Source organism: [Acidovorax] ebreus TPSY (genome assembly GCF_000022305.1).
Taxonomy (GTDB): Bacteria; Pseudomonadota; Gammaproteobacteria; order Burkholderiales; family Burkholderiaceae_C; genus Diaphorobacter; species Diaphorobacter nitroreducens.
This window is the reverse complement of the sequence record NC_011992.1, coordinates 3,325,683-3,346,705: the sequence shown is the minus strand read 5'-3', so window position 1 is coordinate 3,346,705 and position 21,023 is coordinate 3,325,683. Positions and strand designations below refer to the sequence as shown.

The window sequence follows — 21,023 nt, the reverse complement described above, 5'->3', positions numbered from 1 at the left end:
GTCGGGCGTGACCCTGGCCGTGGGTGGCCCGGTTCAGCGCGTGCGTGCCAGGGCTTGGTCGATGTCCCAGAGGATGTCGTCCAGCTCCTCGATGCCCACGCTCAGGCGCACCATGTCCGCGCGCACGCCGGCGCGGACCAGCTCCTCCTCGTTGAGCTGGCGGTGCGTGGTGGAGGCGGGGTGGATCACCAGCGTCTTCGCGTCGCCGATGTTGGCCAGGTGGCTCAAGAACTCGCAGGCGTCGATGAACCGCTCGCCCGCCGCGGCGCCGCCCTTCACGCCGAAGGTCAGGATGCCTGAGGCGCCGGGGCTGCCATCCACCGTGCGGAACTGCTTTTGCGCCAGCGCGTAGTACGGCGAGTCCGGCAGGCCCGGGTAGTTAACCCAGGCCACCTGCGGGTGCTGCTGCAGGAACTGCGCTACGGCCAGCGCGTTGCGGCAGTGCTCGCGCATGCGCAGGTGCAGCGTCTCGGCGCCCTGCAGCAGCAGCCAGGCGTTCAGGGGCGAGAGCACGCCGCCGAAGGTGCGGTTGACCTCCATGCGCGCCTTCATGGTGTAGCCAAAATCGCCAAAGGTCTCGTAGAACTTCACGCCGTGGTAGGCGCGGCTGGGCTCCACCATCTCGGGGAAGTGGCCGTTGTCCCAGGGGAATTGGCCACCCTCCACCACCACGCCACCCATGGTGGTGCCGTGGCCGCCGATGTACTTGGTGGCGCTGTGCACCACGATGTCGGCGCCCAGGGCCAGCGGGTTGCACAGGTAGGGGCTGGCCACGGTGTTGTCGATGACCAGCGGCACGCCGTGGGCGTGGGCCACCTCCGCAATCGCCGCGATGTCGAGCACGTTGACCAGCGGGTTGCCGATGGTCTCGCCGTACACGGCGCGCGTGTTCGGGCGCATGGCGCGGGTGAAGTTCTCGGGGTCGGACGGGTCGACGAAGGTCGTCTCGATGCCCAGGCGGCTGAAGCCCACGCCCAGCTGCCCCACCGTGCCGCCATAGAGCGTGCTGGCGGCCACGATGTGGTCGCCGGCCTTCAGGATGGCCAACAGCGCCGCCATCTGCGCAGCCATGCCGCTGGCGCAGGCCAGGGCCGCGCGGCCGCCCTCCAGGCTGGCCATGCGCTCCTCGAACACGGCGACCGTGGGGTTGCTGATGCGGCTGTAGACGTTGCCGAAGGTCTGCAGGTTGAACAGGCTGCTGGCGTGTTCGGCGTCGTCGAAGACGAAGCTCGTGGTCTGGTGGATGGGCGTGGCGCGCGCGCCGGTCACGGGGTCGGGCTGGGCGCCGGCGTGGATGGCGCGCGTGCCGAAGCCGAAGGCACGGTCGGCTCCAGAGCCGGGTGGGGTGGATGCGGTCATGGTGTTATGGGTCAAATAGGCCTCTAGCGCTTATCCATCAAGCGCTAGCAGCTATCAATATGGGAGCTTGCGCAGGCGCTTGGACGAGATCACCTGGGTGTTCACGCCCATCCAGCCCAGGCCGCCGAACAGGCGTGCGTGCTCGATCTTCACGCAGCGGTTCTGGATCACGCGCAGGCCCGCGGCCTCGGCCTGCGCGCCGGCGGCCTCGTTGAATACGCCCAGCTGCAGCCACAGGCATTGCGCGCCCACCGCGATGGCTTCAGCCGCCAGCGGCGGGATGTCCTCGCTCTTGCGAAAGCAATCCACCATATCGATGCGCGCGCCCTGCGCGGCCAGCGCGGCGGCGGCATCAAGCACGCTGGCGTAGGCGGTCTCACCCAGGATCTGACCGCCTTCGCGCGCGACCAGCGGGTTCACGGGAATCACGCGGTAGCCGTGCGCCTGCATGTACTTGGCGGCAAAGTGGCTGGGCCGGTGCCATTGCGGCGACAGGCCCACCACGGCGATGGTGTGGCACTGTGTGAGCACGTCACGCAAAGTGCTGATGGTGTCGGGTGTGCGGAGCATGGCGGCAGTGTATGCACAGCCGTGGGCCCACGGGTATCCGCGCCACCCCTCAGGCGGTCGTGGCGCGGCGCTGGAGCCACCACCCCCACGCCAGTCCCAGCAACGCCGCCAGGCCCGAGGCCAGCAGCACCCCGCGCTTGGCGGCGTCCAGCAGCGCGGCGCTGTCGAACGCCAGGGTGGCGATGAAGATCGCCATGGTGAAGCCGATGCCCGCCAGCAGCCCGGTCAGCAGCAGCCCGCCCCAGCCCATGCCCGCGGGCAGGGCGCACAGGCGCAGGCGCACGGCCAGCCAGCAGGCCAGCAGCACGCCCAGCGGCTTGCCGGCCACCAGCGCCACGGCCACCGCGGCCATGACCAGGCCGGTGCCCGGCGCCGCCGGTTGCGCGCCGCCTGCACTGCCCAGCGCCACGCCGGCATTGGCCAGCGCAAACAGCGGCATCACACCAAAGGTCACCCACGGATGCAGGCTGGCCTGCACGCGCTGCACCGGGGGCGCGGGCTCGCGCCCGGCCAGTGCGTGCACCGGCGTCACCAGGCCCAGCACCACGCCGGCCAGCGTGGGGTGGGCGCCCGTCTGCCAGATGCCCCACCACAGCACCGCGCCGGCCGGCACATAGGCCCAGGCGCGGCGCACACCCAGCTGCTGCAGCAGCAGCACGCCCGCCAGGCCCAGCGCGGCGATGCCGAACATCGGCCACTGCAGCCCGCCCGAGTAGAACAGCGCGATGATGAGCACGGCCACCAGGTCGTCGATGATGGCCAGCGTGAGCAGGAACACCCGCAGCACCGGCGGCAGGCCGCGCCCCAGCAGGGCCAGCACGCCCACCGCGAAGGCGATGTCGGTGGCGGTGGGCACGGCCCAGCCGCTGCGCAACGCGGGCGGCACGAGCGCCAGGTACAGCAGCGCCGGCACGGCCACGCCGCCCAGCGCGGCCAGCACGGGCAGCAGCGCATCGCGGGGCTGGGCCAGGGCGCCGTCGTGCAGTTCGCGCCGGATCTCCAGCCCCACCACGAGGAAGAACACCGTCATCAGCGCGTCGTTCACCCAGAAATGCAGCGACTGCGTGAGCTGCCAGCCGCCCACGGCGACCGACAGTGGCACGTGCCACAGTGCGTGGTAGCTGGCGGCCCAGGGTGAATTGGCCCAGGCCAGCGCGGCGACGGCCGCGATCAGCAGCACGATGCCGCCTGCGGCATCGGCATGCGACAGGCGCGATAGCAGAGCGGTGCAGCGGTCGGCCAGGGGAAGCAGGGCGGGCTGGCGCGGCGCAGCGCGCCGCGGGGTAAGGCGGTCGGTCATGGGCAGGCGGGGCCGCATGCTGCGGCCCGTGGTGCACAGGCGGCCCGACCTGCGCTGCAACAATCCTGCCCTGCCGCCCCATGCGGTGGACACCCGCGGGCAGTATAGGAAGCCGCGCCCAGCGTGCCCGCGCAATGCCCCGGCCCTACACTGGCTTTTTTCGCATGCCCAGGAGTTTGCGATGGTCCGTGCCACCTCTGCCGCTTTGCAGGGCGTCTGTTTGGCGCTTGTCCTGGCCGCCAGCGCGGCGCAGGCGCAGCCGGCCGCGCCGGCCCTCTGGGTGAATGCGCTGGGCATGCCCTTCGTGCGCATCGCGCCGGGCAGCTTCCGCATGGGCAGCAGCGAGCCCGTCGACGCGTTGGCCCGTGCCTACCCGACGCTGGAGCGCTGGCGGTTTGAGCAGTTGGCCGACGAGGCGCCCGCCCATACCGTGCGCATCACGCGCGCCTTCTACCTGGGGCAGACGGAGGTCACGGTGGGGCAATTCCGCCGCTTCGTGCAGGCCTCAGGCTACGTGCCCGAGTCCGAGGCCGACGGCACGGGCGGCTACGGCTACAACCCGGCCTACGACCCCGCCGCCAGCGTGCGCGGCGACGCATTCGAGGGGCGCGACCCGCGCTATTCCTGGCGCAACCCCGGCTTCGCCCAGGGCGACGACCACCCGGTGGTCAACATCACCTGGCACGACGCGCATGCGCTGGCCGCCTGGCTCAGCGCCACCGAGGGCCACCGCTACCGCCTGCCCACCGAGGCGGAGTGGGAATACGCCTGCCGCGCTGGCACGCGCACGCGCTACCCGCATGGCGACGACCCGGCCGCGCTGGCGCGCCACGCGAACGTGTTCGACGAGGATGCCGCGCCCTACTGGCCGCGCTGGCGGCCCCAGGCCGCGCCGGGGCATGACGGGCATGCGTTCACCGCGCCCGTGGGCCGCTACGCGCCCAACGCCTTCGGCGTGCACGACATGCTGGGCAACGTGTGGGAATGGGTGTCGGACTGGTATGCCGAGGAGGGCTATGCGCACTCCCCGCGGGACGATCCGCAGGGCCCGGCCACCGGCCAGGTGCGCGTGCGCCGCGGCGGTTCCTGGCACACATGGCCGCTGTACGCGCGCTGTGGGTTCCGCAACTGGAACACGCCCCAGACGCGCTACACCCTGGTGGGCCTGCGCCTGGTGCGCGAGATCGACCCGCCGCAATCGCCACGGCCACGCGGCGCGCGGCGGTGATCAGAGCGCGGACATGGCGGCGCGCAGTTCCGACTCGCCCAGGATCTCGGAGAACACCACCGGCGCCTTGCCCGGCGCATGCAGCACATAGACCGGCACGCCGCTGCGGCCGAGCTGTGCCAGCGCGGCGGTGATGGCGGGGTCGCGCCGCGTCCAGTCGGCGCGCAGCAGGGCCACGTTCTTCGTTGCAAAGTCCTGCAGCACCGCAGCGCTGGCCAGCGTGGTGTTCTTGTTGTACTGGCAGGTCACACACCAGGCGGCTGTGTAGTCCACGAACACCGGGCGGCCCTGGGCCACCAGCTCGTCGGCCAGGCCAGGGCGCCAGGGCTGCCAGGAGGTCACGCCGGCCACGCCGCTGGGGGCGGAGGCTGCGGCCATGGGTGTGCTTTCCAGTTCAATGATCTTTGGGCCCCAAAGCCATACCAGCCAAGCGCAAGCAGCTATGGAAAGAGGGGCGAGAACCGCCCGCGTGGCCCCGCGCAGCGTGAGCGCCCACACGGCCATGCTGAGCGCCACCAGCAGCGCCAGCAGCGCCGCCGCGCCGTTGATGCCGCTTTGCTGGCCCAGCACCCACACCAGCCACACCACGGTGGCGAACATCGGGAACGCCAGCAGGCGGCGCAGCGTGTCCATCCACGCGCCCGGCCGCGGCAGGGCGCGCGCAAACGCGGGCAGCCAGCTGGCCAGCAGGTAGGGCAGGGCCAGGCCCAGGCCCAGCGCCGCGAAGATCGACAGTGCCTGCCCCGCGGGCAGCGTGGCCGTGAGGCCCAGCGATGCGCCCATGAACGGCGCCGTGCACGGCGAGGCCACGGCCACGGCGAGCACGCCGGTCAGGAAGGCATCCAGCACGGGGTGGCGCGCCTGCAGGCCCGCCAGCGACGAGGGCAGCATGCGCCCGAACTCGAAGACGCCCGCCAGGTTCAATCCGATCAGCGTGAACAGCGCGGCGAGCGACGCCACCACCGCCGGCGACTGCAGCTGAAAGCCCCAGCCCACGGCTTCGCCCGCGGTGCGCAGGCCCAGCATCAGCGCGCCCAGCAGCAGGAACGACAGCACCACGCCCGCGGTGTAGGCCAGCCCGCCGATGCGGTGGGCGCGCTGGTTCTGCGCATGGCGCGCAAAGCCCACCACCTTGATCGCCAGCACCGGGAACACGCAGGGCATGAGGTTCAGGATCAGCCCGCCCAGCAGCGCGCCGGCCAGCGCGGCCAGCCAGGTGCCCAGCGGCGCGGGTGTCGCAGCGGCGGGGGCCGCGGGCGCGGCGGCATTGGCGGCGTTGGCTTTCAGCGCGGCCTCCAGCGCGGGCGACATGCCCTTCAGTGCCGCCACGGCGGGCCAGCCGCCCGGCACGGGCAGCTCGGCACGCCAGCCCTGGCCGCCATGGGCCAGCACCACCGGCATCGGTACGGGCCCGTCGCTGCGCTGGGGCGACAGCGGCAGGCGCGCGGTCCACACCGCGCCGTCCCACTGCTGCGCGGGCGTGGCGGCGGTCTCCACCACGCCCGTGGTCTCGGGGAACACCTCCAGCGTCTGGCCCTGCAGCGCCGGGGGCAGGCCGGCCACGCGCAGCAGCACGGCGTCGCCCTCGACCTGCGCGCTGCTGCCGCCTAGAGCCGGCAGATCGCGCGGGTGCGCCGCGGCGGCGGCATCGAACGCGGCGGCATGCAGCGCCGTCGTGCCTTGCAGCGGCAATTGCAGCGTGAAGCTGCCCTCTTCGGGGATGCACTCCTGGCGGCACACCAGCCACGAGGCCTTGAGCTGGAAGGTCGCTTCCTTGGCCAGCGGGCCGGGGTTGAAGGCCGGGGAGACGGTCATGGGCACGGGCAACAGCACCGTGCCCTCGTAGCCGTAGTTGGCCAGGTTGCCCAGCGGAATCTTCTTGGGCACGGGCCAGGCGACCTCGCCCGCATCGATGCCCGCCGGCAGCTGCCACTCCAATTGCGTGGGCAGGCCGGAGTCGCCCGGGTTCTTCCAGTAGGTGTGCCATTCGGGCTGGTGCGTGATCGACAGGCCCAGCCACAGCGGCTTGCCCGGGCCCACACCGTCGGGTGCCTGGGCCACCAGCTCGGCGCGCACATGCGGCGTGACGACGCTGCTGCTGCCCGCGGCGGCGGTTGTCTTGAGCTGAATTTGGCCGATGGCGCCCGTGGATACAGCGCAAGCAGCTATGAAAAAAAGAGTGTGCAGGGAGCGCTGCAAGGGGCGAAGGCAGGACATGGCGCAGGGTGGGAGCAACTGGGGCGGGGTTTGGTTCCTTGGGGGCTGGCGTTCAGGCGCCCAAGCCCAGCACCACGCGGCGCGACATGGCGCCCTTTTTCTCGATCTTGGTGACCACCACGGCGCCGATCTCGCCGGTGCGCGCCACATGCGTGCCGCCGCAGGGCTGCAGGTCGATCTGCGCGGCGTCGCCGTCGCAGGCGCCGCCCACGCGCACCGTGCGCACCGTGCCGGTGCCGCGCGGGGGCTGCACGCTCATGCTCTTGACGAGCTGCGGGTTGGCGTCCAGTGCCGCGTCGCTGATCGCGCCGATGGTCACCGCATGGTCTTGCGCCACCAGGCGCGCGATGGCGGCGGTGAGCGCGTCCTTGTCCAGCGCACCGTCCATGTGGAAGTCCAGGCGCGCGTAGTCGGGCGTGATCGAGCAGCCGTTCACCGGCTGCGCGACGATGTGGCACAGCAGGTGCGTGGTGGTGTGAAAGCGCATCAGCCGGTGGCGGCGCTCCCAGTCGATGCGCGCCGTGACCGCATCGCCCACCGCCAGGCCGAGCGCCTGGCCTGGCGCGGGCACATGCACGATGTCCGCGGTGGGCCGCCCCTCGGCGTCCTTGCCCTTGCGCGTGTCGGCAATCGCCAGTGCGCTGCCATCGGGGCGCAGCAACACGCCGGCATCGCCGGCCTGGCCGCCGCCCAGCGGATAGAACACGGTGCGGTCCAGCACCACGCCACCCTCGGGCGTGAGGGCGGTGACGATGGCGCTGCATTCGCGCAGGTAGCTGTCGGCGCGGAAAAGGTCGTGGGTCATGGTGGGCAATGGTAGAGCGTCCGCCCAGGAGTGCGCGGACAGGCTCTAAGATGGCCCGCATGCGATATACCTCTCGTTTCTGGGCCGAGCTGTCCGCCCGCGACTTTGCCCAGGCGCAGGCCACGGGCCTGGCCGCGCAGACCGTGGCGGTGCTGCCCGTGGCCGCCGTCGAGCAGCATGGGCCGCACCTGCCGCTGTCGGTCGATGCCACGCTGCTGGCCGGCGTGATCGACGCTGCGCTGCCCTTGCTGCCCGCCGATCTGCCCGTGCTGCTGCTGCCGGCGCAGAACGTGGGCCTGTCCACCGAGCACCTGTCCTACCCCGGCACGCTCACGCTGTCGCCCGCCACGCTGATCGCGCTGTGGACCGAGCTGGGCGCTTGCATCGCGCGCGCGGGGGTGAAGAAGCTCCTGCTGCTCAACGGCCACGGGGGCAACGTGGCGGCCATGGACATCGTGGCGCGCGAGCTGCGCCAGCGCCACGGGCTGCTGGTGTACGGCAGTAGCTGGTTCAACCTGGTGGACGAGGCCACCAACGCACGTTTTGCTGCGCAGGAGCACCGCTTCGGCATCCACGGCGGCGAGATCGAGACGTCCATGATGCTGCACCTGGCGCCGGCCACCGTGCGCATGGAGCATGCGCAGCATTTCCCCTCGACCTCGCAGGACCGCGCGGCGCGCTACGGGCTGCTGGGCAACGGCAAGAGCGCCAAGATGGGCTGGGCCATCGAGGACTACAACCCCGCGGGCGCCGTTGGCAATGCCGCGGCCGCCACTGCCGCCCAGGGACAGGCCATGGTGCAGGCTGCCGCAAGGGGGCTGGCCCAGTTGTTGGGCGAGCTGCATGCGCTGCCGCCCGAGACGGTGGCAAAAATTTAAGCAAAAATCGGCTCTAGCGCTTTTCCATCAAGCGCTAACAGCTCACTTTTCAATAGCAAACGTTCTCAGGCGTGCGTTGCCCAGCCGCGGTGTTCGGGCGTGTCCAGGTGCGGCAGCGTGTTGAAGGTCTGCAGCATCAGGCGTTTGGGGCTGATGCTGAACTCCGTGACCGCGCTGTTGCGGATGCGCATGTTCAGCGCGATCGTGACCTCGGGCGGGGTGCAGAGCACCTCGCCCACGGCGGCGGCGATGGGCCCGCCGCTGGAGACCAGCAGCACGTTGTGCCCCGTGTGCTGGCGCCGCACATGGTCCAGCGCGGCGCGCACCCCGCCAGAGAAATCGTCCCAGCAGGGCATGCCCGCCGGGCTGATGGTGCCCGCCATCCACTGCGCCATGGCATCGCACAGCAGGCGAAAGTGCTGCTTGTACAGCTCGGGCGTGTCGGGGCGCGGCAACGGCATGGGGTGCACGCAGTGGATCAGCGCATGGCTGTCGTATTCGTTGAGTCCCGGCATCAGCAGGGGCTCGGGCGTACCCTCCAGCCCTTGCTGGATGCCTTGCAGCGTCTGCGCATGGCGGCGCAGCGTGCCGCACAGCACCGCATCGAACTGCAGCCCGCGCTCGCGCCAGTACGCGCCCAGGCGCACCGCCTGCTCATGGCCGCGCGGGCTGAGCTGGTCATAGTCGTCCGCGCCAAACGAGGCCTGGCCGTGGCGCACGAGGTAGAGGGTTCCCATGGTCTGGAATTGTGGCGAGGCCGCAGCCGCGCGCTTGTCGCGGCTGCGACCGGCGGCGCGCTAGGCGGCAAGCGCCGCCCGCGCCTGCGCCGCCGTGGGCAGCAGGCGGCGCTGCTGCAACTGGCCGAACCATTTGCGGAACATGTCCTCGGTGTCCATGCACGCATGAAAGCCCGCCTGGCGGATCTTCACCGAACTCATGATCACCGGCGGCAGCGGGGCGGCCCTGCCGTGGTTCATCTGGAAGTCGGCATACGCTGCGCCCTGGCCGATGAAGGCGGTCAGATCGCGCGGCGCCGCCAACTGGTACTTGTCCACCAGGCGCTCCCACGCGGGCTGCTGGTCGGCCAGCGCGGTGGCCAGCGACTGGGGCTCGGGCTCGCCCACGGGCATGCCCAGCGCGTCGGCGATGGTGGGCCAGACGTTCTGCCAGACGAACACGTCGCCGTTTTCCAGGTTGAAGGTTTCGTTGCGTGCGTTGGGCGACTCGGCAGCCCAGGCGCAGGCCTGGGCGATCAGGTCGGCGTCGATGGCTTGGTTCACGCGCGCCGGGCCGCCGGGGTAGGCCAGCGGCAGGCCCTGTTCATGGCGCAGCCAGGCATAGACGCCGATGGCCGGGATGGGGTTCATGTTGCTGCCCGCCGCGTCGCCGAACACGATGCGCGGGCGCATGATGGTGAAGTGCCACTGGCCCTTGGCCTGGCGCTCGCGCAGGAAGTCCTCCTGCAGCCAGTAGAAGTTCTCGTGGGGGTCGCGCGGCCAGCGTTCGCGTGCGGGCACGGCGATCTGCGGGTGGATGTGCACGCCGTAGGCCTTGCCGCCCTGCATGATGGTCACATGGCGCAGCGCACCGCCCGGGCGGTCCAGCGGCTCGACCACGTTGCGCAGCATTTGCAGGTTGATGCGCATCTGCTCCTGGTCGCGCCAGCCGCCCACGAGGCCCCCGGGCTGCTCGTACACGGCGGCATAGACCACATGGGTGATGTCGTCCCGCGCGCCCAGCGCAGCCTGGCAGGCCGCCGCGTCCTGCAGGTCCAGCTGCAGCGCGGTGGCGCCCGCGGGCAGGGCGATGGCGCGGCGCGCCACGCCCACGGCGCGCCAGCCGGGCAGGGCGGCGAAGTGGCGCAGGCAGGCCTGGCCCACGACGCCGGTGGCGCCCACGACGAGTACGGTGTTCGTCATTTCTTCACCATGGGGCACTTGGACTGCGACAGTGGCAGGAAGGCCTTGTCGCCGGGTACGGTGGCCACGAGCTTGTAGTAGTCCCACGGGTACTTGGACTCGGCCTGCGACTTGACCTCGAACAGGTACATGTCATGCACCATGCGGCCGTCCTCGCGGATGCGGCCGTTCTTGGCGAAGAAGTCGTTGATGGGCGTGGCCTTCATCTTGGCCATGACATGGGCCGTGTCGTCGGTCTTGGCGGCCTGCACGGCCTTCAGGTAATGCATGGTCGAGGAATAGGCGCCCGCCTGGCTCATGTTGGGCATCTTCTTCATCTTCTCGAAGTAGCGCTTGGACCAGGCGCGCGTCTCGTCGTTCATGTCCCAGTAGAAGCCCTCGGTCAGCATCAGGCCGCCGGCGGTGCGCAGGCCGATGGCGTGGATGTCGTTGATGTACATGAGCAGGCCGGCCAGGGTCTGTTTGTTCTTGCCCGTGGTCAGGCCGAACTCGCGCGCGGCCTTGATGGTGTTCACCGTATCGCCCCCCGCGTTGGCCAGGCCCACGACCTGGGCCTTGCTGTTCTGCGCGCTGATCAGGAACGAGGCGAAGTCGGTCGCCGCGATCGGGTGGCGGGCCGCGCCCAGCACCTTGCCGCCCTGGGCCGTGACCACGGCGCTGGCCTGCTCCTGCAGGCTGTGCCCAAAGGCGTAGTCGGCGGTGATGAAGAACCAGTCCTTTCCGCCGCGTGCGGTGATGGCGCTGGCCGTCACGTTGGCCAGGGCGTAGGTGTCGTACACGTAGTGCACGGTGCTGGGCATGCACAGGTCGCCCGTGAGGCGGTCCAGGCCGGGGCCGTTGAAGATGACGACCTTCTGCTTTTGCTTGGCCACCTCCAGCACCGCCAGCGCCGGCGCGGAGACGGCCACGTCCATGATGGCGTCCACCTTGCCGGTATCGAACCACTCGCGCGCCTTGCTGGAGGCGATGTCGGCCTTGTTCTGGTGATCGGCCACCACCAGTTCGATCTTCTTGCCCGCTACCTTGCCGCCGAAGTCGTCGATGGCCATCTGGATGGCGGCGGCGCTGCCTGGGCCGGTGATGTCGGCGAACGGACCGTTCAGGTCGGTGAGGATGCCCAGGCGCACCACGTCGTCAGAAATTGCCGTGCCCTGGGCGGTGACGGTGGCCGTGGCGGCCAGCAGGGCAAGGCCCGTGCACAGCGCGCGGCAGGCGCGGGTCAGGGGGTGCGGAGTGAGGTGGACGGGGCGGTTCATGGTTGTCTCCTTGGTTGGTGTGTGTTTGGGGAATCACAGGGTGGCAATGGGGGTCACGGGCGAGCCCACGGCGCCCGGCAGGCGCAGCGGTGGCGCGGTGAGCAGGAAGCGGGTGCGCCCGAGGGCGTGCAGGTGGTCGGCCAGTTCTTTCAGGTACCACAGCTCGCCCAGCGGCAGGCCCAGCTTGAACAGGCAGTGCTCGTGCAGCGGCAGCACGGGGTAGGGCGCACCGTCCTCGGGCACGCGGCGTGGCGGGTGGCGCTCCACGGCGTAGTTGTCGGCGATCAGCGCGGCGATGCCGCTGTCGGTGATCCACTGCAGCAGCTTTTCGTCGCCGCCGTCCAGCGCGGCGCAGCTGTGGTGCAGGCGGTGCGCGTCGGGCTGGCGCTGCATGGACAGCACCAGCTCGGCAAAGCCGGTGCGCAGCAGCAGCATGTCGCCGGGCTCCACGCTGGCGCCGCTGCGCTCCATGGCACGCATGAGTTCGTCGTAGCCGATGTCGCGGAAGTCGGTGCCGTAGGCGCGCTCCAGGTCCACCAGCACGCCGCGCCCCTGCATGCCCTTCACGGCCAGGTGCTCCACGCCCAGCGCGCGGGCCACGCTTTCGTCCGGTGCGCGGCCGGCGCAGCACACGGGCTGGTAACGCGCCGCCGCGCCGTCGCCGTCGCGCGCGGGAATGCCATGGTCCTGCGGACCCAGGATGTGCTCGTGGCCGCGGTAGCCGTTGTAGTACACCGTGCGCGGCTGGCCATCGCCGTCGGGGTCGAACAGCGCACCCACATGCGCCAGCGAGTCCCATTGCGTGGAGTACTGCAACGACAGCAGCACCTGGTCGTCGCTGACCACGTCGGTGGCGCCGGGGTACACATGGCCCAGCGGAAAGTTGACGTACGGAATGCCTTCGCGCCGCGTGGGGCGCAGTTGGGGCGGCAGGCGGCGCGCGTTCAGCACGTTGCCGCCAGGGTAGTCCAGCGGCAGCGACAGGCACAGGCTGATGCCCTCGCGCACTTCCTGCACGCCCTTGCGCACCTGCTCCGGGCCGATCAGGTTGGTGCGGCCCAACTGGTCGTCGGGCCCGAAGTCACCCCAGTTGGAGCCGGCGGGGCGTTGTCTCCATCGCATATTGGTGTCTCCAGCGCCGCGGATGGGTGCGGCTTGGAAGCAATGGTGTTGGCGCAGGCAGGGCTGCGTCAAACACCGCGATGAAAGTTTTGTTGGTTGAAATCACCCGCCGGGAAAACCCTGGCGTTCTCCGGCCGGCCTCGTGCGGCGTGTTTTGCAGGTCGAAACCCGCAGTCACTGCCCCAACAGTACCCGGGCGAACAACGCCGCATCCACATTCCCGCCCGTGAGCGGCAGGCCCACGCACTGGCCGCGCAGGGCTTCCCGCTGCTGCAGCGCGGCAGCCAGTGCCGCCGCGCCCGCGCCCTCGGCCACGTTGTGGGTGTCCGTGAACAGCGCGCGCATGGCGGCGGCCACTGCGTCATCGTTGACCTGCACCACCCGGTCCAGTTCAGGCAGCAGCACGGCCAATGCGTCCGGGTCGGCCATGCGCACCGCCAGGCCGTCGGCGATCTGCGTGCTGACGGGCGACGCCACCACATGGCCCGCGGCGAACGAGTCGGCATAGGTGGTGGCGTGGCAGCTCACCACGCCCACCAGGCGCACTCCATGTCCCAATGCCCGCTTGGCCGCCACGGCAGCGCAGGCGCCGGAACCCAGGCCGATGGGCACATAGGCCACATCCATGTGCGGCACGGCGCGCAGGAATTCCCACCAGTAGGTGGCCACGCCGCGCACCAGGTCGGGGTGGTAGCTGGGCACCATGTGGGCGCCGCGTTCGGCGGCCAGCCGCAGGGCGTGCTCGCGGGCGGCCTGAAAGTCGTCGCCGTGTTCCACCAGGTTCACGCCCAGTGCGCGCATGGCCGCGTTCTTCTCCACCGAATTGCCGTGCGGCACGACGATGGTGCAGGCCACGCCATGGCGTCGCGCGGCCCAGCCGATGCTCTGGCCGTGGTTGCCGCGCGTGGCGCTGATGACCTCGCGCGGCAGCTCACCCCGCTGCGCCAGCTGGTCGAAGTACGTCAGGCCGCCGCGGATCTTGAACGCGCCCACCGGGTTGTGGTTCTCGTGCTTGAGCCAGCACTCCGTGCCGAGGCGCTCGCCCAGCAGGCCCCAGCGGTACTGCGGCGTGGGCTGGAACTCCTGGTAGACGGTGCGTGCCGCGGCTTCGATGTCGGCCAGCGTGGGCAGCGGTGCTGCGGCGCGCGTCACAGCCGCACCTCGCCGCGCACGCAGGTGACGGAGTGGCCGCCCACCCAGATCTGCGGGCCGTCCTGCTGCACATGCACGCGCCCGGCGCGGCCCAGCGCCGTACCCTGGCTGGCCACATAGCGGCTGGGCGCCAGGCCCGCGCCGATGAGCCATTGCGCCAGCGCCGCGTTCAGGCTGCCGGTGACGGGGTCTTCCGCCAGACCGTTGTTGCCCGGGAAGAAGGCGCGCACCTCGAACGCGATGCCCTCGGCATCGCTGGCACCCACCACGCCGACCTTGCCGCGCGGCCCCACCACGCCCACGTCCAGCCCGGCCAGTACCGCGCCGTCGGGCCGCAGTCCGAGCACCTGCTCGGCCGAGCGCAGCATCACGCCGCGCCAGTTGGGGCCGTTGTCGCACCAGGCATGCGCCACGATGTCGTCCCGCGCCACGCCCAGGCCGCGTGCGATGAGCTGCACATCGTCCTCGGCCAGCGGGCCGCTCTTGACGAGCGGCGGCGCGGCAAAGGCAAGCTGCTCGCCGTCGCGCCGCAGTGTGACCAGCCCCACGCCGCATTCCTGCACGATGCGCCCCGTGGCGCGCGGCTGGCCGCCGGCCTGCAGCCAGGCGTGGCAGGTGCCCAGCGTGGGGTGGCCGGCAAAGGGCAGCTCGCGCCCAGGGCAGAAGATGCGCACGCGGTAGTCCGCGCCGGCCGCATGACCCTCGGGCGTCGGCGGCAGCACGAAGGTGGCCTCGGACAGGTTGGTCCAGTTGGTGAACCGCTGCATCTCCTCGGTGGACAGGCCCTCGCCGTCCAGCACCACGGCCAGCGGGTTGCCGAGGTAGGGCGTGGCGGTGAAGACATCGACTTGCTGGAACGGGCGCAGGCGCATGGAACGGCTCCGGTGGTGGTGATAGAGGATGGGGCGGGCATGCGGCGGCGGCACCTGCGCGTGCGCAGGGCTGCAGCCACCTTCCCGCGCGGGAAGGTCAGGGTTTGAAGGGCGTCAGGCCGCTTCGCGGATGGCGGCGGCCAGCGCGGCAATCGCGGTGCGGATCTGGCCCTGCGACGCCGTGACGAAGGACAGGCGCAGCGTGCGGTCGTCCGGCTGGTCGGCGTAGAAGGCCGCGCCGGGCACGAAGGCCACGTTGCGCTCCACCGCGCGCGGCAGCAGTTGCAGCGCGCTCATGCCTTCGGGCAGGCGCAGCCACAGGAACATGCCGCCGTCGGGGCGGTTCCAGGTCACGCCCAGGCCCTGCATCTCCTGCTCCAGCGCGGCCACCATGGCCTGGCACTGCTCCTTGTAGAGCTGGCGGATGGTGGGCACGTGGCGGTCCAGGAAGCCGTTCTTGATGACCTCGGACACCAGGCGCTGGTTGAAGCTGGGCGTGTGCAGGTCGGCCGCCTGCTTGGCCTGCAGCAGCTTGGGGTACATCTGGCGCGGCGCGACGACGTAGCCCAGGCGCAGGCCGGGGGCCAGCACCTTGGAGAACGAACCCATGTAGATGCAGCCCTCGGGGTTGCGCGCCGTCAGGGGTTTGGGGGGCGCCTGGTCAAACCACAGGTCGCCATAGGGGTTGTCTTCCACCAGCGGCAGGTTCAGCGCGGCGGCCTGGGCCACCAGGGCCTCGCGGCGGGCTTCGCTCATGGTGCGGCCCGTGGGGTTCTGGAAGTTGGGCAGCACGTACAGGAAGCGCGCCTTGTGCGCGCCGCTGCCGGCCTTGGCCGCCAGGTCGTCGATCAGCACGCCCTCGCTGTCGCTGGCCACCGACACCACCTGGGGTTCCATGGGCGCGAAGGCCTGCAGCGCGCCCAGGTAGGTGGGCGTTTCCACCAGCACGCGGCTGCCCGTGTCGATGAGCACCTTGCCGATCAGGTCCAGCGCCTGCTGCGATCCGGTGGTGATCAGCACTTGGTCGGGGTGCACGTCCCAGGGCAGGAATGCGGCAATGGCCTCGCGCAGCGGGGTATAGCCCTCACTGGCCGCGTACTGCAGCGCCGATGCGCCGTCGGTGGCCAGCACGGACGCGGCCGCGGCGGCGAAGGACTCGATCGGGAAGGTCTTGGGCGAGGGCAGCCCGCCGGCCAGGCTGATGATGCCGGGCTTCTCGGTCACCTTCAGGATTTCCCGGATCACCGAGGGGTTCATCTTTTCGGCGCGTGCGGCCAGGGTCCAGTTCGTCATTCGTTTATCTCCAATGGCGCGCTGCTGCGCGCCGTCTATCCACTCAGAAATGCCGTTGTGCGGCGGTGTGCGGCCCTGCGGGTGGGGCAGCGCGCGCAGCATACGGCAACGGCGCACCGCCCGAGGGGCGCGGCGCCGGGTCCAGGGTTTTCACGGGGCGGCGGTTCACCGGCGCACCGGCATGCGCCGCCCCAGGGCCACGGTGGCCAGCACCGCTAGGCCAAACGCCACGCTCACCGCGTCCAGCGACTCGCCCAGCAGCGGCACGGCAAACAGCATGCTCATGAACGGCTGGGCCAGTTGCACCTGGCTCACCCGCACCGTGCCGCCCAGAGCCAGGCCGCGGTACCAGGCGAAGAAGCCCAGCCACATCGAAAATACCGCCACGTAGGCAAAACCGCCCCAGGCCGCGGCAGGCACCGCCGCCTGCGGCCATGCCAGCCAGGCCAGCGGCAGCGATACGGGCAGCGACAGCACCAGGGCCCAGCAGATCACCGCATCGGCGCGCATGTGCTGCGCCAGTCGCCCGCCCCAGGCGTAGCCCACTGCGGCGCAGGCCACGGCGGCCATCAGCAGTAGATCGGCCGGATGCAGCGACAGGCCCTGCTGGCCCGAGCGCAGCACCGCGAACACCACCACCAGCGCCGAGCCCAGCAGCGCGCAGGCCCAGAACGCGGCAGACGGTCGCTGGCGGTGCAGCAGCGCGCCCGCGGTGGCGGTCGCCAGCGGCAGCAGGCCGATGATCACGGCCGCGTGCACGGCGCCCACGTAGCGCATGGCGATGGAGGTGAGCAGCGGAAAGCCGAACACCACGCCCAGCGCCGTCACGGCCAGCGGCCACCAGTCGCCGCGCCGCGGCAATGGCGCGCGCTGCCACAGCAGCAGCGCGGCCGACAGCAGCCCGGCCACTGCCGCGCGGCCCATGGCCAGGAACAGGCCGGACATCAGCGGTGCCTCGGGCGTGCCGACGGCCAGGCGCGTCATGGGCAGGGTGAGCGCGAAGATCGCCACGCCCAGCAAGCCCAGCAGCAGGCCGCGTGATTCCGAATCACCCCCTGAGTCGCTTCGCGCCTTCCCCCTCCAGGGGGACGCCGCCGGTGGCCTGGCCAAGCCAGCTCCACGGCGTCCGCTGGCTTGGCCTGCTCCGCGGCCTTTCGACCAATGAGGATGCGCCGGTCTCATGCGGCCACCATCCACAGCGCCGTGGCCAGCAGCACCACCGCCATGGTGCGGTTGAACCACAGCAGGCGCTGCCCGTGGGCCAGCCAGTGGCGCAGCAGCGCGCCGGTGGCCGCATAGGTGAAGTTGCTGGTCAGTGCGAAGAAGGCCATTGCCGGCAGCACCACGGCCATGCGCTGCAGGCTGTCGTCGCGCCCGATGACCCAGCCGGCCACGATGGTCAGCGCGAGCAGCCAGGCCTTGATGTTCACGAACTGCAGCGCCACGCCCTGCCAGAAGCCCACCGACAGGCGTGCCGCATCGGCCTCGGACAGGCGGCCCGTGTTCGACAGCTTGAACGCGAGCCACAGCAGGTAGCCGATGCCCAGGGCCTTGATGGCCCAGCGCAGCGCCGGCACCGCCACCACCACCGCACCCAGCCCGGCGGCGCACAGCACCAGCAGCAGGCTCCAGCCCACGGGCACCGCCACCACGAAGCGCATGGCGGCGGGCAGGCCGCGGTTGGCGGCCAGCGCGGTGGACAGGGTGGTGTTGGGCCCGGGGGTAAAGCTCATGGCGGTGGCCAGCACCAGCAGGGCGGTGAATTCAACCAGGGGCATGGGTGGGGTCCATCGTTGGGAATGAAGTGATGCGATGCACTGTAGGGGCAAAGTCCATTACAGTACCAATACAGTCAAACCCCACAATTTCATGCACTGTATCGGCAATTGCATTGGCACAGTGCCGGCTCAGGAAACGCCTCCATGCTGACCCGCACCCCCGACCGCACCCTGACCGAACAGCTCGCCGAGCGCTTTGCCGAGCGCATCCGCGCGCGGCTGCTGCCCGCGGGGGCCCGCCTGCCGTCGGTGCGCGAATGCGCGCGCCAGCAGGGCGTGAGCCCCTACACCGTGGTGGCAGCCTACGACAAGCTACTGGCCCAGGGGCTGGTGGAGGCCCGGCGCCAGCGTGGCTTCTTCGTGCGCGATTTTGTGCAAAAACAGGCTCCGATGCCCGAGGGGCAAGCGCTGACAGCTCCTACAAAAGGAGCAAAAAATGTGTCGCCGCTGACCGGTGTCGGCATGCGCCTGTCGGGCTCGCACATCAACGCCACGGCGCTGATCCGCGGCATGTTCCACCAGGCGTCGAGCAAGCCCCAGCCCGGTGCGGGCGTGCTGCCCATCGGCTGGCTGGATGAGGCGCGCTTCATGGGCGCCGCGGTGCGCAAGATCACCGGCAGCAGCGCGCTGCGCGACGGCTCGCTGAGCTACGGCGAGCCCATGGGCGAGCCCGCGCTGCGCGAGGCGCTGGCGCGGCGCATGGCCGACATCAACATCCACGCCCAGCCCGATCAGATCATGACCACCGTGGGCGCCACGCAGGCGCTGGACATCGTGAGCCGCACGCTGCTCAAGGCGGGCGACCCGGTGATGGTGGAGGAGCCCGGCTGGTCGGTGGAGTTCGCGCGCCTGGACGCGCTGGGAATGCGCGTGCTGCCCGTGCCGCGCGGCCCCGAGGGGCCGGACCTCGCCGTCATGGCGCGCTACTGCGAGCTGCATGCGCCCAAGCTGTTCGTGAGCGTGAGCGTGCTGCACAACCCCACGGGCTACAGCCTGTCGCCGGGCAGCGCGCACCAGGTGCTGCAGCTGGCGCAGCAGCACAACTTCCACGTGGTCGAGGACGACACCTACGGCCACATCGCCGCCGACCACGCCACGCGCCTGACGGCGTTGGACGGGCTGCGCCGCACCATCTACGTGAGCGGCTTCGCCAAGATCTTGGCGCCCAACTGGCGCGTGGGCTACCTGGCCGCGCCGCCCGACCTGGTGGAGCGGCTGCTGGACACCAAGCTGCTGTCCACGCTGACCACGCCCTCGCTGCTGGAAAAGGCCCTCGCGCTGTGCATCGAGCAGGGCCAGCTGCGCCGCCATGCCGACCGCATGCGGCTGCGCCTGGCGCAGGCCCGCGCGCGCAGCGTGCAACTGGCGCTGGAGGCGGGCTGCAGCTTTGCCGCCGAGCCCGCGGGCATGTTCGGCTGGGTGGAAACCGGCGTGGACACCGACATGCTGGCCCAGCGCATGCTGGACGAGGGCTACCTCATCGCGCCCGGCGCGCTGTTCCACGCCACGCGCCGCCCCTGCACGCTGATGCGCATCAACTTCTGCACCACGCAGGACCCGGCGTTCTGGCGTACGTGGAAGAGAGTGGTCCAATCGGGCTGAAGCGCTTGATGGACAAGCGCAAGCAGCTCTTTTTTGCGTAGCGTTGGCGTCAACGCCGCGGCGGCGTGAGCCCCAAGGCGGTGTTCACCTTGTCCAGGTTGTCCACGTGTGCCTGCAGCATCTCCTGCAGCCCGGCGCGGATGCCCGCATCGTCCACCAGCGGCAGCAGTTCACGCAGCTTCTTGGCCACCCAGCCCTGGCCGCGGTTGAGGAAGGCCAGGCGCTCGCGCAGGTCGGGCACGGCCATGGCCTTGTCGTAGAAGTCGCCCGTGCGGCTGCCGGGCGTGCCCTCCAGCGTGCGGATGGTGCGCATCAGCATGCCGCACCACTTCACTTCGTCGCGGTGGATGGCGTCGATCAGCGCGCGCAGCGCTTCGTCCTCGGTTTCGGTGCGGCTGCGCAGCGCCACGCGCGCGCCGGCGCGCTCGGCCTCCAGCAGCTCGTCCAGCCGCGCGATGAGTGGGGCGTGGCGCTCGCGCTCCGCATCCCCCGCGTAGCACACGGGCGACGCCAAGGCCACGGGCGTGTCGTTCAGCAGCCGCAGGTGTGCGGTGGCCTCCGCGGCGATGCGGCGCAGCCGGTCGCCCGCGGGTTCGATGGCCGTGATGCGCCCCACACCCTGGCCGGCGTACAGCGCCATGGCCTCGAAGTCGCCGGTCATGGAGCGCAGCGGCGAGTCGGTGCTGAACAGGTAGATGGGCCGGCCTTCCTCGTCGCCGATCACCGTGCGTGGGATGTCGCCTGTGGCGGCGAACGGGTCGCCGCGCTCGCGCCGCGTGACGCTGTTGGCCAGCACACGCACCGCGGCGTGGGGCGGCCAGTTGATGTGGAAGTCCTCGGTCAGCACGGTGTCGCCGGCCTGCGCGCCCACCAGCCGCTGCTTGTGCGCGTCGTGGGCGAAGGACTCATGCGTGGCCATCAAGGCGGTCCCCAGCACCGCGGCCTGCGCGCCCTGGGCCAGTACGCGCGCCACGCCCTGCCCATCGGCCAGGCCGCCCGCGGCGGCCACGGGGACGCTGGCCATCGCCAGTACCTCGGACAACAGCTCGGCCAGCGGCTGGCGCCCGCGCACATGGCCGCCGGCCTCCACGCCCTGCGCGATGAGCGCCTGCGCGCCGGCCTCCTGCGCCTGCAGCGCCTCGGCGGCGGAGCCGATCTGGTGCACCACGGTGATGCCCGCTGCGCGCAGCCGCGCGATCACGCCGGCATCCACGTCCCAGAACAGGCTGACCACGGGCACCTGCAGCGCGATCAGCAGGTCCACCTGCGCGCGCAGCAGGGGCGCGGGCGTGGCCGCGGGGATCAGGTTCACGCCGAAGGGCAAGGCCGTGCGCTGGCGCACCTGCGCCACCTCGCGCTCGATCAGCGCCAGCGGCTCGCGCACCATGCCCAGGAAGCCGAACCCCCCGGCCTCGGTCACCGCAGCCACCAGTTCGCTGCGCGACACGCCGCCCATGCCCGCGACCATCAGCGGCAGGCGGCAGCCCAGCAGGCGGCACAGGGGGGTGGCGGGCGGGGCGTCGTGCATGGAGTTCTCCTGTGGGCTGGCGGCTATGGAAGAGCCGGCCATCATGCGTCCTGCGCCACGCACGGCGCAAAGGCCATGCCGGCGCCATGGATGGAGTGCGCTATGAAAAAACTAGCTGCTTGCGCTGGCCAGGAAAGGGTTGCG

The 21,023-nt window shown here is 70.9% G+C and carries 18 protein-coding genes; 3 read left to right on the top strand and 15 right to left on the bottom strand.

Features of this window, described 5'->3' with window-relative positions; genetic code table 11:
- Window positions 1-33: 33 nt before the first annotated feature.
- Genes DTPSY_RS15690 through nhaA form a run of 3 tightly spaced genes read right to left on the bottom strand, consistent with a single transcriptional unit; the run spans window position 34 to window position 3,229 of the window.
- Window positions 34-1,359, bottom strand: a complete 1,326-nt coding sequence (locus DTPSY_RS15690) for an O-acetylhomoserine aminocarboxypropyltransferase/cysteine synthase family protein (RefSeq protein WP_015914390.1) — start codon at window positions 1,357-1,359, stop codon at window positions 34-36.
- A gap of 54 nt (window positions 1,360-1,413) precedes the next feature.
- Window positions 1,414-1,929 carry a CoA-binding protein gene (locus DTPSY_RS15685; RefSeq protein ID WP_015914389.1) on the bottom strand — a complete coding sequence of 172 codons (516 nt, stop codon included), beginning with the start codon at window positions 1,927-1,929 and terminating at the stop codon, window positions 1,414-1,416.
- A 49-nt stretch (window positions 1,930-1,978) separates the two neighbouring features.
- The gene (nhaA, locus tag DTPSY_RS15680; RefSeq protein WP_041838897.1) at window positions 1,979-3,229 is read right to left on the bottom strand and encodes a Na+/H+ antiporter NhaA; all 1,251 of its coding nucleotides are present in this window, start codon (window positions 3,227-3,229) and stop codon (window positions 1,979-1,981) included.
- Between the two features lie 181 nt (window positions 3,230-3,410).
- On the opposite strand from nhaA, the gene DTPSY_RS15675 reads away from it, so the two are divergent.
- Window positions 3,411-4,457, top strand: a complete 1,047-nt coding sequence (locus DTPSY_RS15675) for a formylglycine-generating enzyme family protein (protein ID WP_015914387.1) — start codon at window positions 3,411-3,413, stop codon at window positions 4,455-4,457.
- Here DTPSY_RS15675 and DTPSY_RS15670 read toward each other — a convergent pair whose 3' ends face one another.
- Together DTPSY_RS15670 and DTPSY_RS15665 are read right to left on the bottom strand one after the other, a co-directional pair.
- Window positions 4,458-6,674, bottom strand: a complete 2,217-nt coding sequence (locus DTPSY_RS15670) for a protein-disulfide reductase DsbD family protein (RefSeq protein ID WP_015914386.1) — start codon at window positions 6,672-6,674, stop codon at window positions 4,458-4,460.
- A 52-nt stretch (window positions 6,675-6,726) separates the two neighbouring features.
- A complete protein-coding gene (locus DTPSY_RS15665) occupies window positions 6,727-7,479 on the bottom strand; it encodes an alanyl-tRNA editing protein (protein WP_015914385.1) in 753 nt (250 codons plus the stop codon).
- Between the two features lie 50 nt (window positions 7,480-7,529).
- On the opposite strand from DTPSY_RS15665, the gene DTPSY_RS15660 reads away from it, so the two are divergent.
- On the top strand, window positions 7,530-8,357 hold the full coding sequence (locus DTPSY_RS15660; RefSeq protein ID WP_015914384.1) for a creatininase family protein: 828 nt from the start codon (window positions 7,530-7,532) through the stop codon (window positions 8,355-8,357).
- A gap of 65 nt (window positions 8,358-8,422) precedes the next feature.
- On the opposite strand, the gene DTPSY_RS15655 is transcribed toward DTPSY_RS15660, so the two are convergent.
- From DTPSY_RS15655 to DTPSY_RS15615, 9 genes are all read right to left on the bottom strand, one after another.
- Window positions 8,423-9,094: a histidine phosphatase family protein gene (locus DTPSY_RS15655; RefSeq protein ID WP_011806938.1), complete on the bottom strand. Its 672-nt coding sequence runs from the start codon at window positions 9,092-9,094 to the stop codon at window positions 8,423-8,425.
- A 60-nt stretch (window positions 9,095-9,154) separates the two neighbouring features.
- Window positions 9,155-10,276: an SDR family oxidoreductase gene (locus DTPSY_RS15650; protein ID WP_015914383.1), complete on the bottom strand. Its 1,122-nt coding sequence runs from the start codon at window positions 10,274-10,276 to the stop codon at window positions 9,155-9,157.
- The gene (locus DTPSY_RS15645) at window positions 10,273-11,532 is read right to left on the bottom strand and encodes an ABC transporter substrate-binding protein (protein ID WP_015914382.1); all 1,260 of its coding nucleotides are present in this window, start codon (window positions 11,530-11,532) and stop codon (window positions 10,273-10,275) included. Before DTPSY_RS15645 ends, DTPSY_RS15650 begins: the two co-directional genes overlap by 4 nt.
- Window positions 11,533-11,565: 33 nt before the next feature.
- Entirely contained in the window at window positions 11,566-12,654 is a 1,089-nt protein-coding gene (locus DTPSY_RS15640; protein WP_011806935.1) for a cyclase family protein, read from the bottom strand.
- Between the two features lie 174 nt (window positions 12,655-12,828).
- Complete coding sequence (locus DTPSY_RS15635) at window positions 12,829-13,806, bottom strand: threonine dehydratase (protein ID WP_015914381.1); 978 nt, start codon at window positions 13,804-13,806, stop codon at window positions 12,829-12,831.
- Complete coding sequence (locus tag DTPSY_RS15630; protein ID WP_015914380.1) at window positions 13,803-14,678, bottom strand: PhzF family phenazine biosynthesis protein; 876 nt, start codon at window positions 14,676-14,678, stop codon at window positions 13,803-13,805. The genes DTPSY_RS15635 and DTPSY_RS15630 overlap by 4 nt, the downstream gene beginning before the upstream one ends.
- 114 nt (window positions 14,679-14,792) lie before the next feature.
- Entirely contained in the window at window positions 14,793-15,971 is a 1,179-nt protein-coding gene (locus DTPSY_RS15625; RefSeq protein ID WP_187148582.1) for an aminotransferase-like domain-containing protein, read from the bottom strand.
- 165 nt (window positions 15,972-16,136) lie between these two features.
- Window positions 16,137-17,081, bottom strand: a complete 945-nt coding sequence (locus DTPSY_RS15620; protein ID WP_015914378.1) for a DMT family transporter — start codon at window positions 17,079-17,081, stop codon at window positions 16,137-16,139.
- 68 nt (window positions 17,082-17,149) lie between these two features.
- The gene (locus tag DTPSY_RS15615) at window positions 17,150-17,749 is read right to left on the bottom strand and encodes a LysE family translocator (RefSeq protein ID WP_015914377.1); all 600 of its coding nucleotides are present in this window, start codon (window positions 17,747-17,749) and stop codon (window positions 17,150-17,152) included.
- A 144-nt stretch (window positions 17,750-17,893) separates the two neighbouring features.
- Here DTPSY_RS15615 and DTPSY_RS15610 point away from each other — a divergent pair, with 144 nt between their 5' ends.
- Window positions 17,894-19,351, top strand: a complete 1,458-nt coding sequence (locus DTPSY_RS15610) for an aminotransferase-like domain-containing protein (RefSeq protein WP_015914376.1) — start codon at window positions 17,894-17,896, stop codon at window positions 19,349-19,351.
- A 49-nt stretch (window positions 19,352-19,400) separates the two neighbouring features.
- On the opposite strand, the gene DTPSY_RS15605 is transcribed toward DTPSY_RS15610, so the two are convergent.
- Window positions 19,401-20,879 carry a nitronate monooxygenase gene (locus DTPSY_RS15605; RefSeq protein WP_015914375.1) on the bottom strand — a complete coding sequence of 493 codons (1,479 nt, stop codon included), beginning with the start codon at window positions 20,877-20,879 and terminating at the stop codon, window positions 19,401-19,403.
- Window positions 20,880-21,023 lie beyond the last annotated feature (144 nt).

Bases quoted from the DNA above. Each gene is read 5' to 3' on its own strand.
- DTPSY_RS15690 (WP_015914390.1), bottom strand. From the start codon at position 1,359: ATGACCGCATCCACCCCACCCGGCTCTGGAGCCGACCGTGCCTTCGGC.
- DTPSY_RS15685 (WP_015914389.1), bottom strand. From the start codon at position 1,929: ATGCTCCGCACACCCGACACCATCAGCACTTTGCGTGACGTGCTCACA.
- nhaA (WP_041838897.1), bottom strand. From the start codon at position 3,229: ATGACCGACCGCCTTACCCCGCGGCGCGCTGCGCCGCGCCAGCCCGCC.
- DTPSY_RS15675 (WP_015914387.1), top strand. From the start codon at position 3,411: ATGGTCCGTGCCACCTCTGCCGCTTTGCAGGGCGTCTGTTTGGCGCTT.
- DTPSY_RS15670 (WP_015914386.1), bottom strand. From the start codon at position 6,674: ATGTCCTGCCTTCGCCCCTTGCAGCGCTCCCTGCACACTCTTTTTTTC.
- DTPSY_RS15665 (WP_015914385.1), bottom strand. From the start codon at position 7,479: ATGACCCACGACCTTTTCCGCGCCGACAGCTACCTGCGCGAATGCAGC.
- DTPSY_RS15660 (WP_015914384.1), top strand. From the start codon at position 7,530: ATGGCCCGCATGCGATATACCTCTCGTTTCTGGGCCGAGCTGTCCGCC.
- DTPSY_RS15655 (WP_011806938.1), bottom strand. From the start codon at position 9,094: ATGGGAACCCTCTACCTCGTGCGCCACGGCCAGGCCTCGTTTGGCGCG.
- DTPSY_RS15650 (WP_015914383.1), bottom strand. From the start codon at position 10,276: ATGACGAACACCGTACTCGTCGTGGGCGCCACCGGCGTCGTGGGCCAG.
- DTPSY_RS15645 (WP_015914382.1), bottom strand. From the start codon at position 11,532: ATGAACCGCCCCGTCCACCTCACTCCGCACCCCCTGACCCGCGCCTGC.
- DTPSY_RS15640 (WP_011806935.1), bottom strand. From the start codon at position 12,654: ATGCGATGGAGACAACGCCCCGCCGGCTCCAACTGGGGTGACTTCGGG.
- DTPSY_RS15630 (WP_015914380.1), bottom strand. From the start codon at position 14,678: ATGCGCCTGCGCCCGTTCCAGCAAGTCGATGTCTTCACCGCCACGCCC.
- DTPSY_RS15625 (WP_187148582.1), bottom strand. From the start codon at position 15,971: ATGACGAACTGGACCCTGGCCGCACGCGCCGAAAAGATGAACCCCTCG.
- DTPSY_RS15615 (WP_015914377.1), bottom strand. From the start codon at position 17,749: ATGCCCCTGGTTGAATTCACCGCCCTGCTGGTGCTGGCCACCGCCATG.
- DTPSY_RS15610 (WP_015914376.1), top strand. From the start codon at position 17,894: ATGCTGACCCGCACCCCCGACCGCACCCTGACCGAACAGCTCGCCGAG.
- DTPSY_RS15605 (WP_015914375.1), bottom strand. From the start codon at position 20,879: ATGCACGACGCCCCGCCCGCCACCCCCCTGTGCCGCCTGCTGGGCTGC.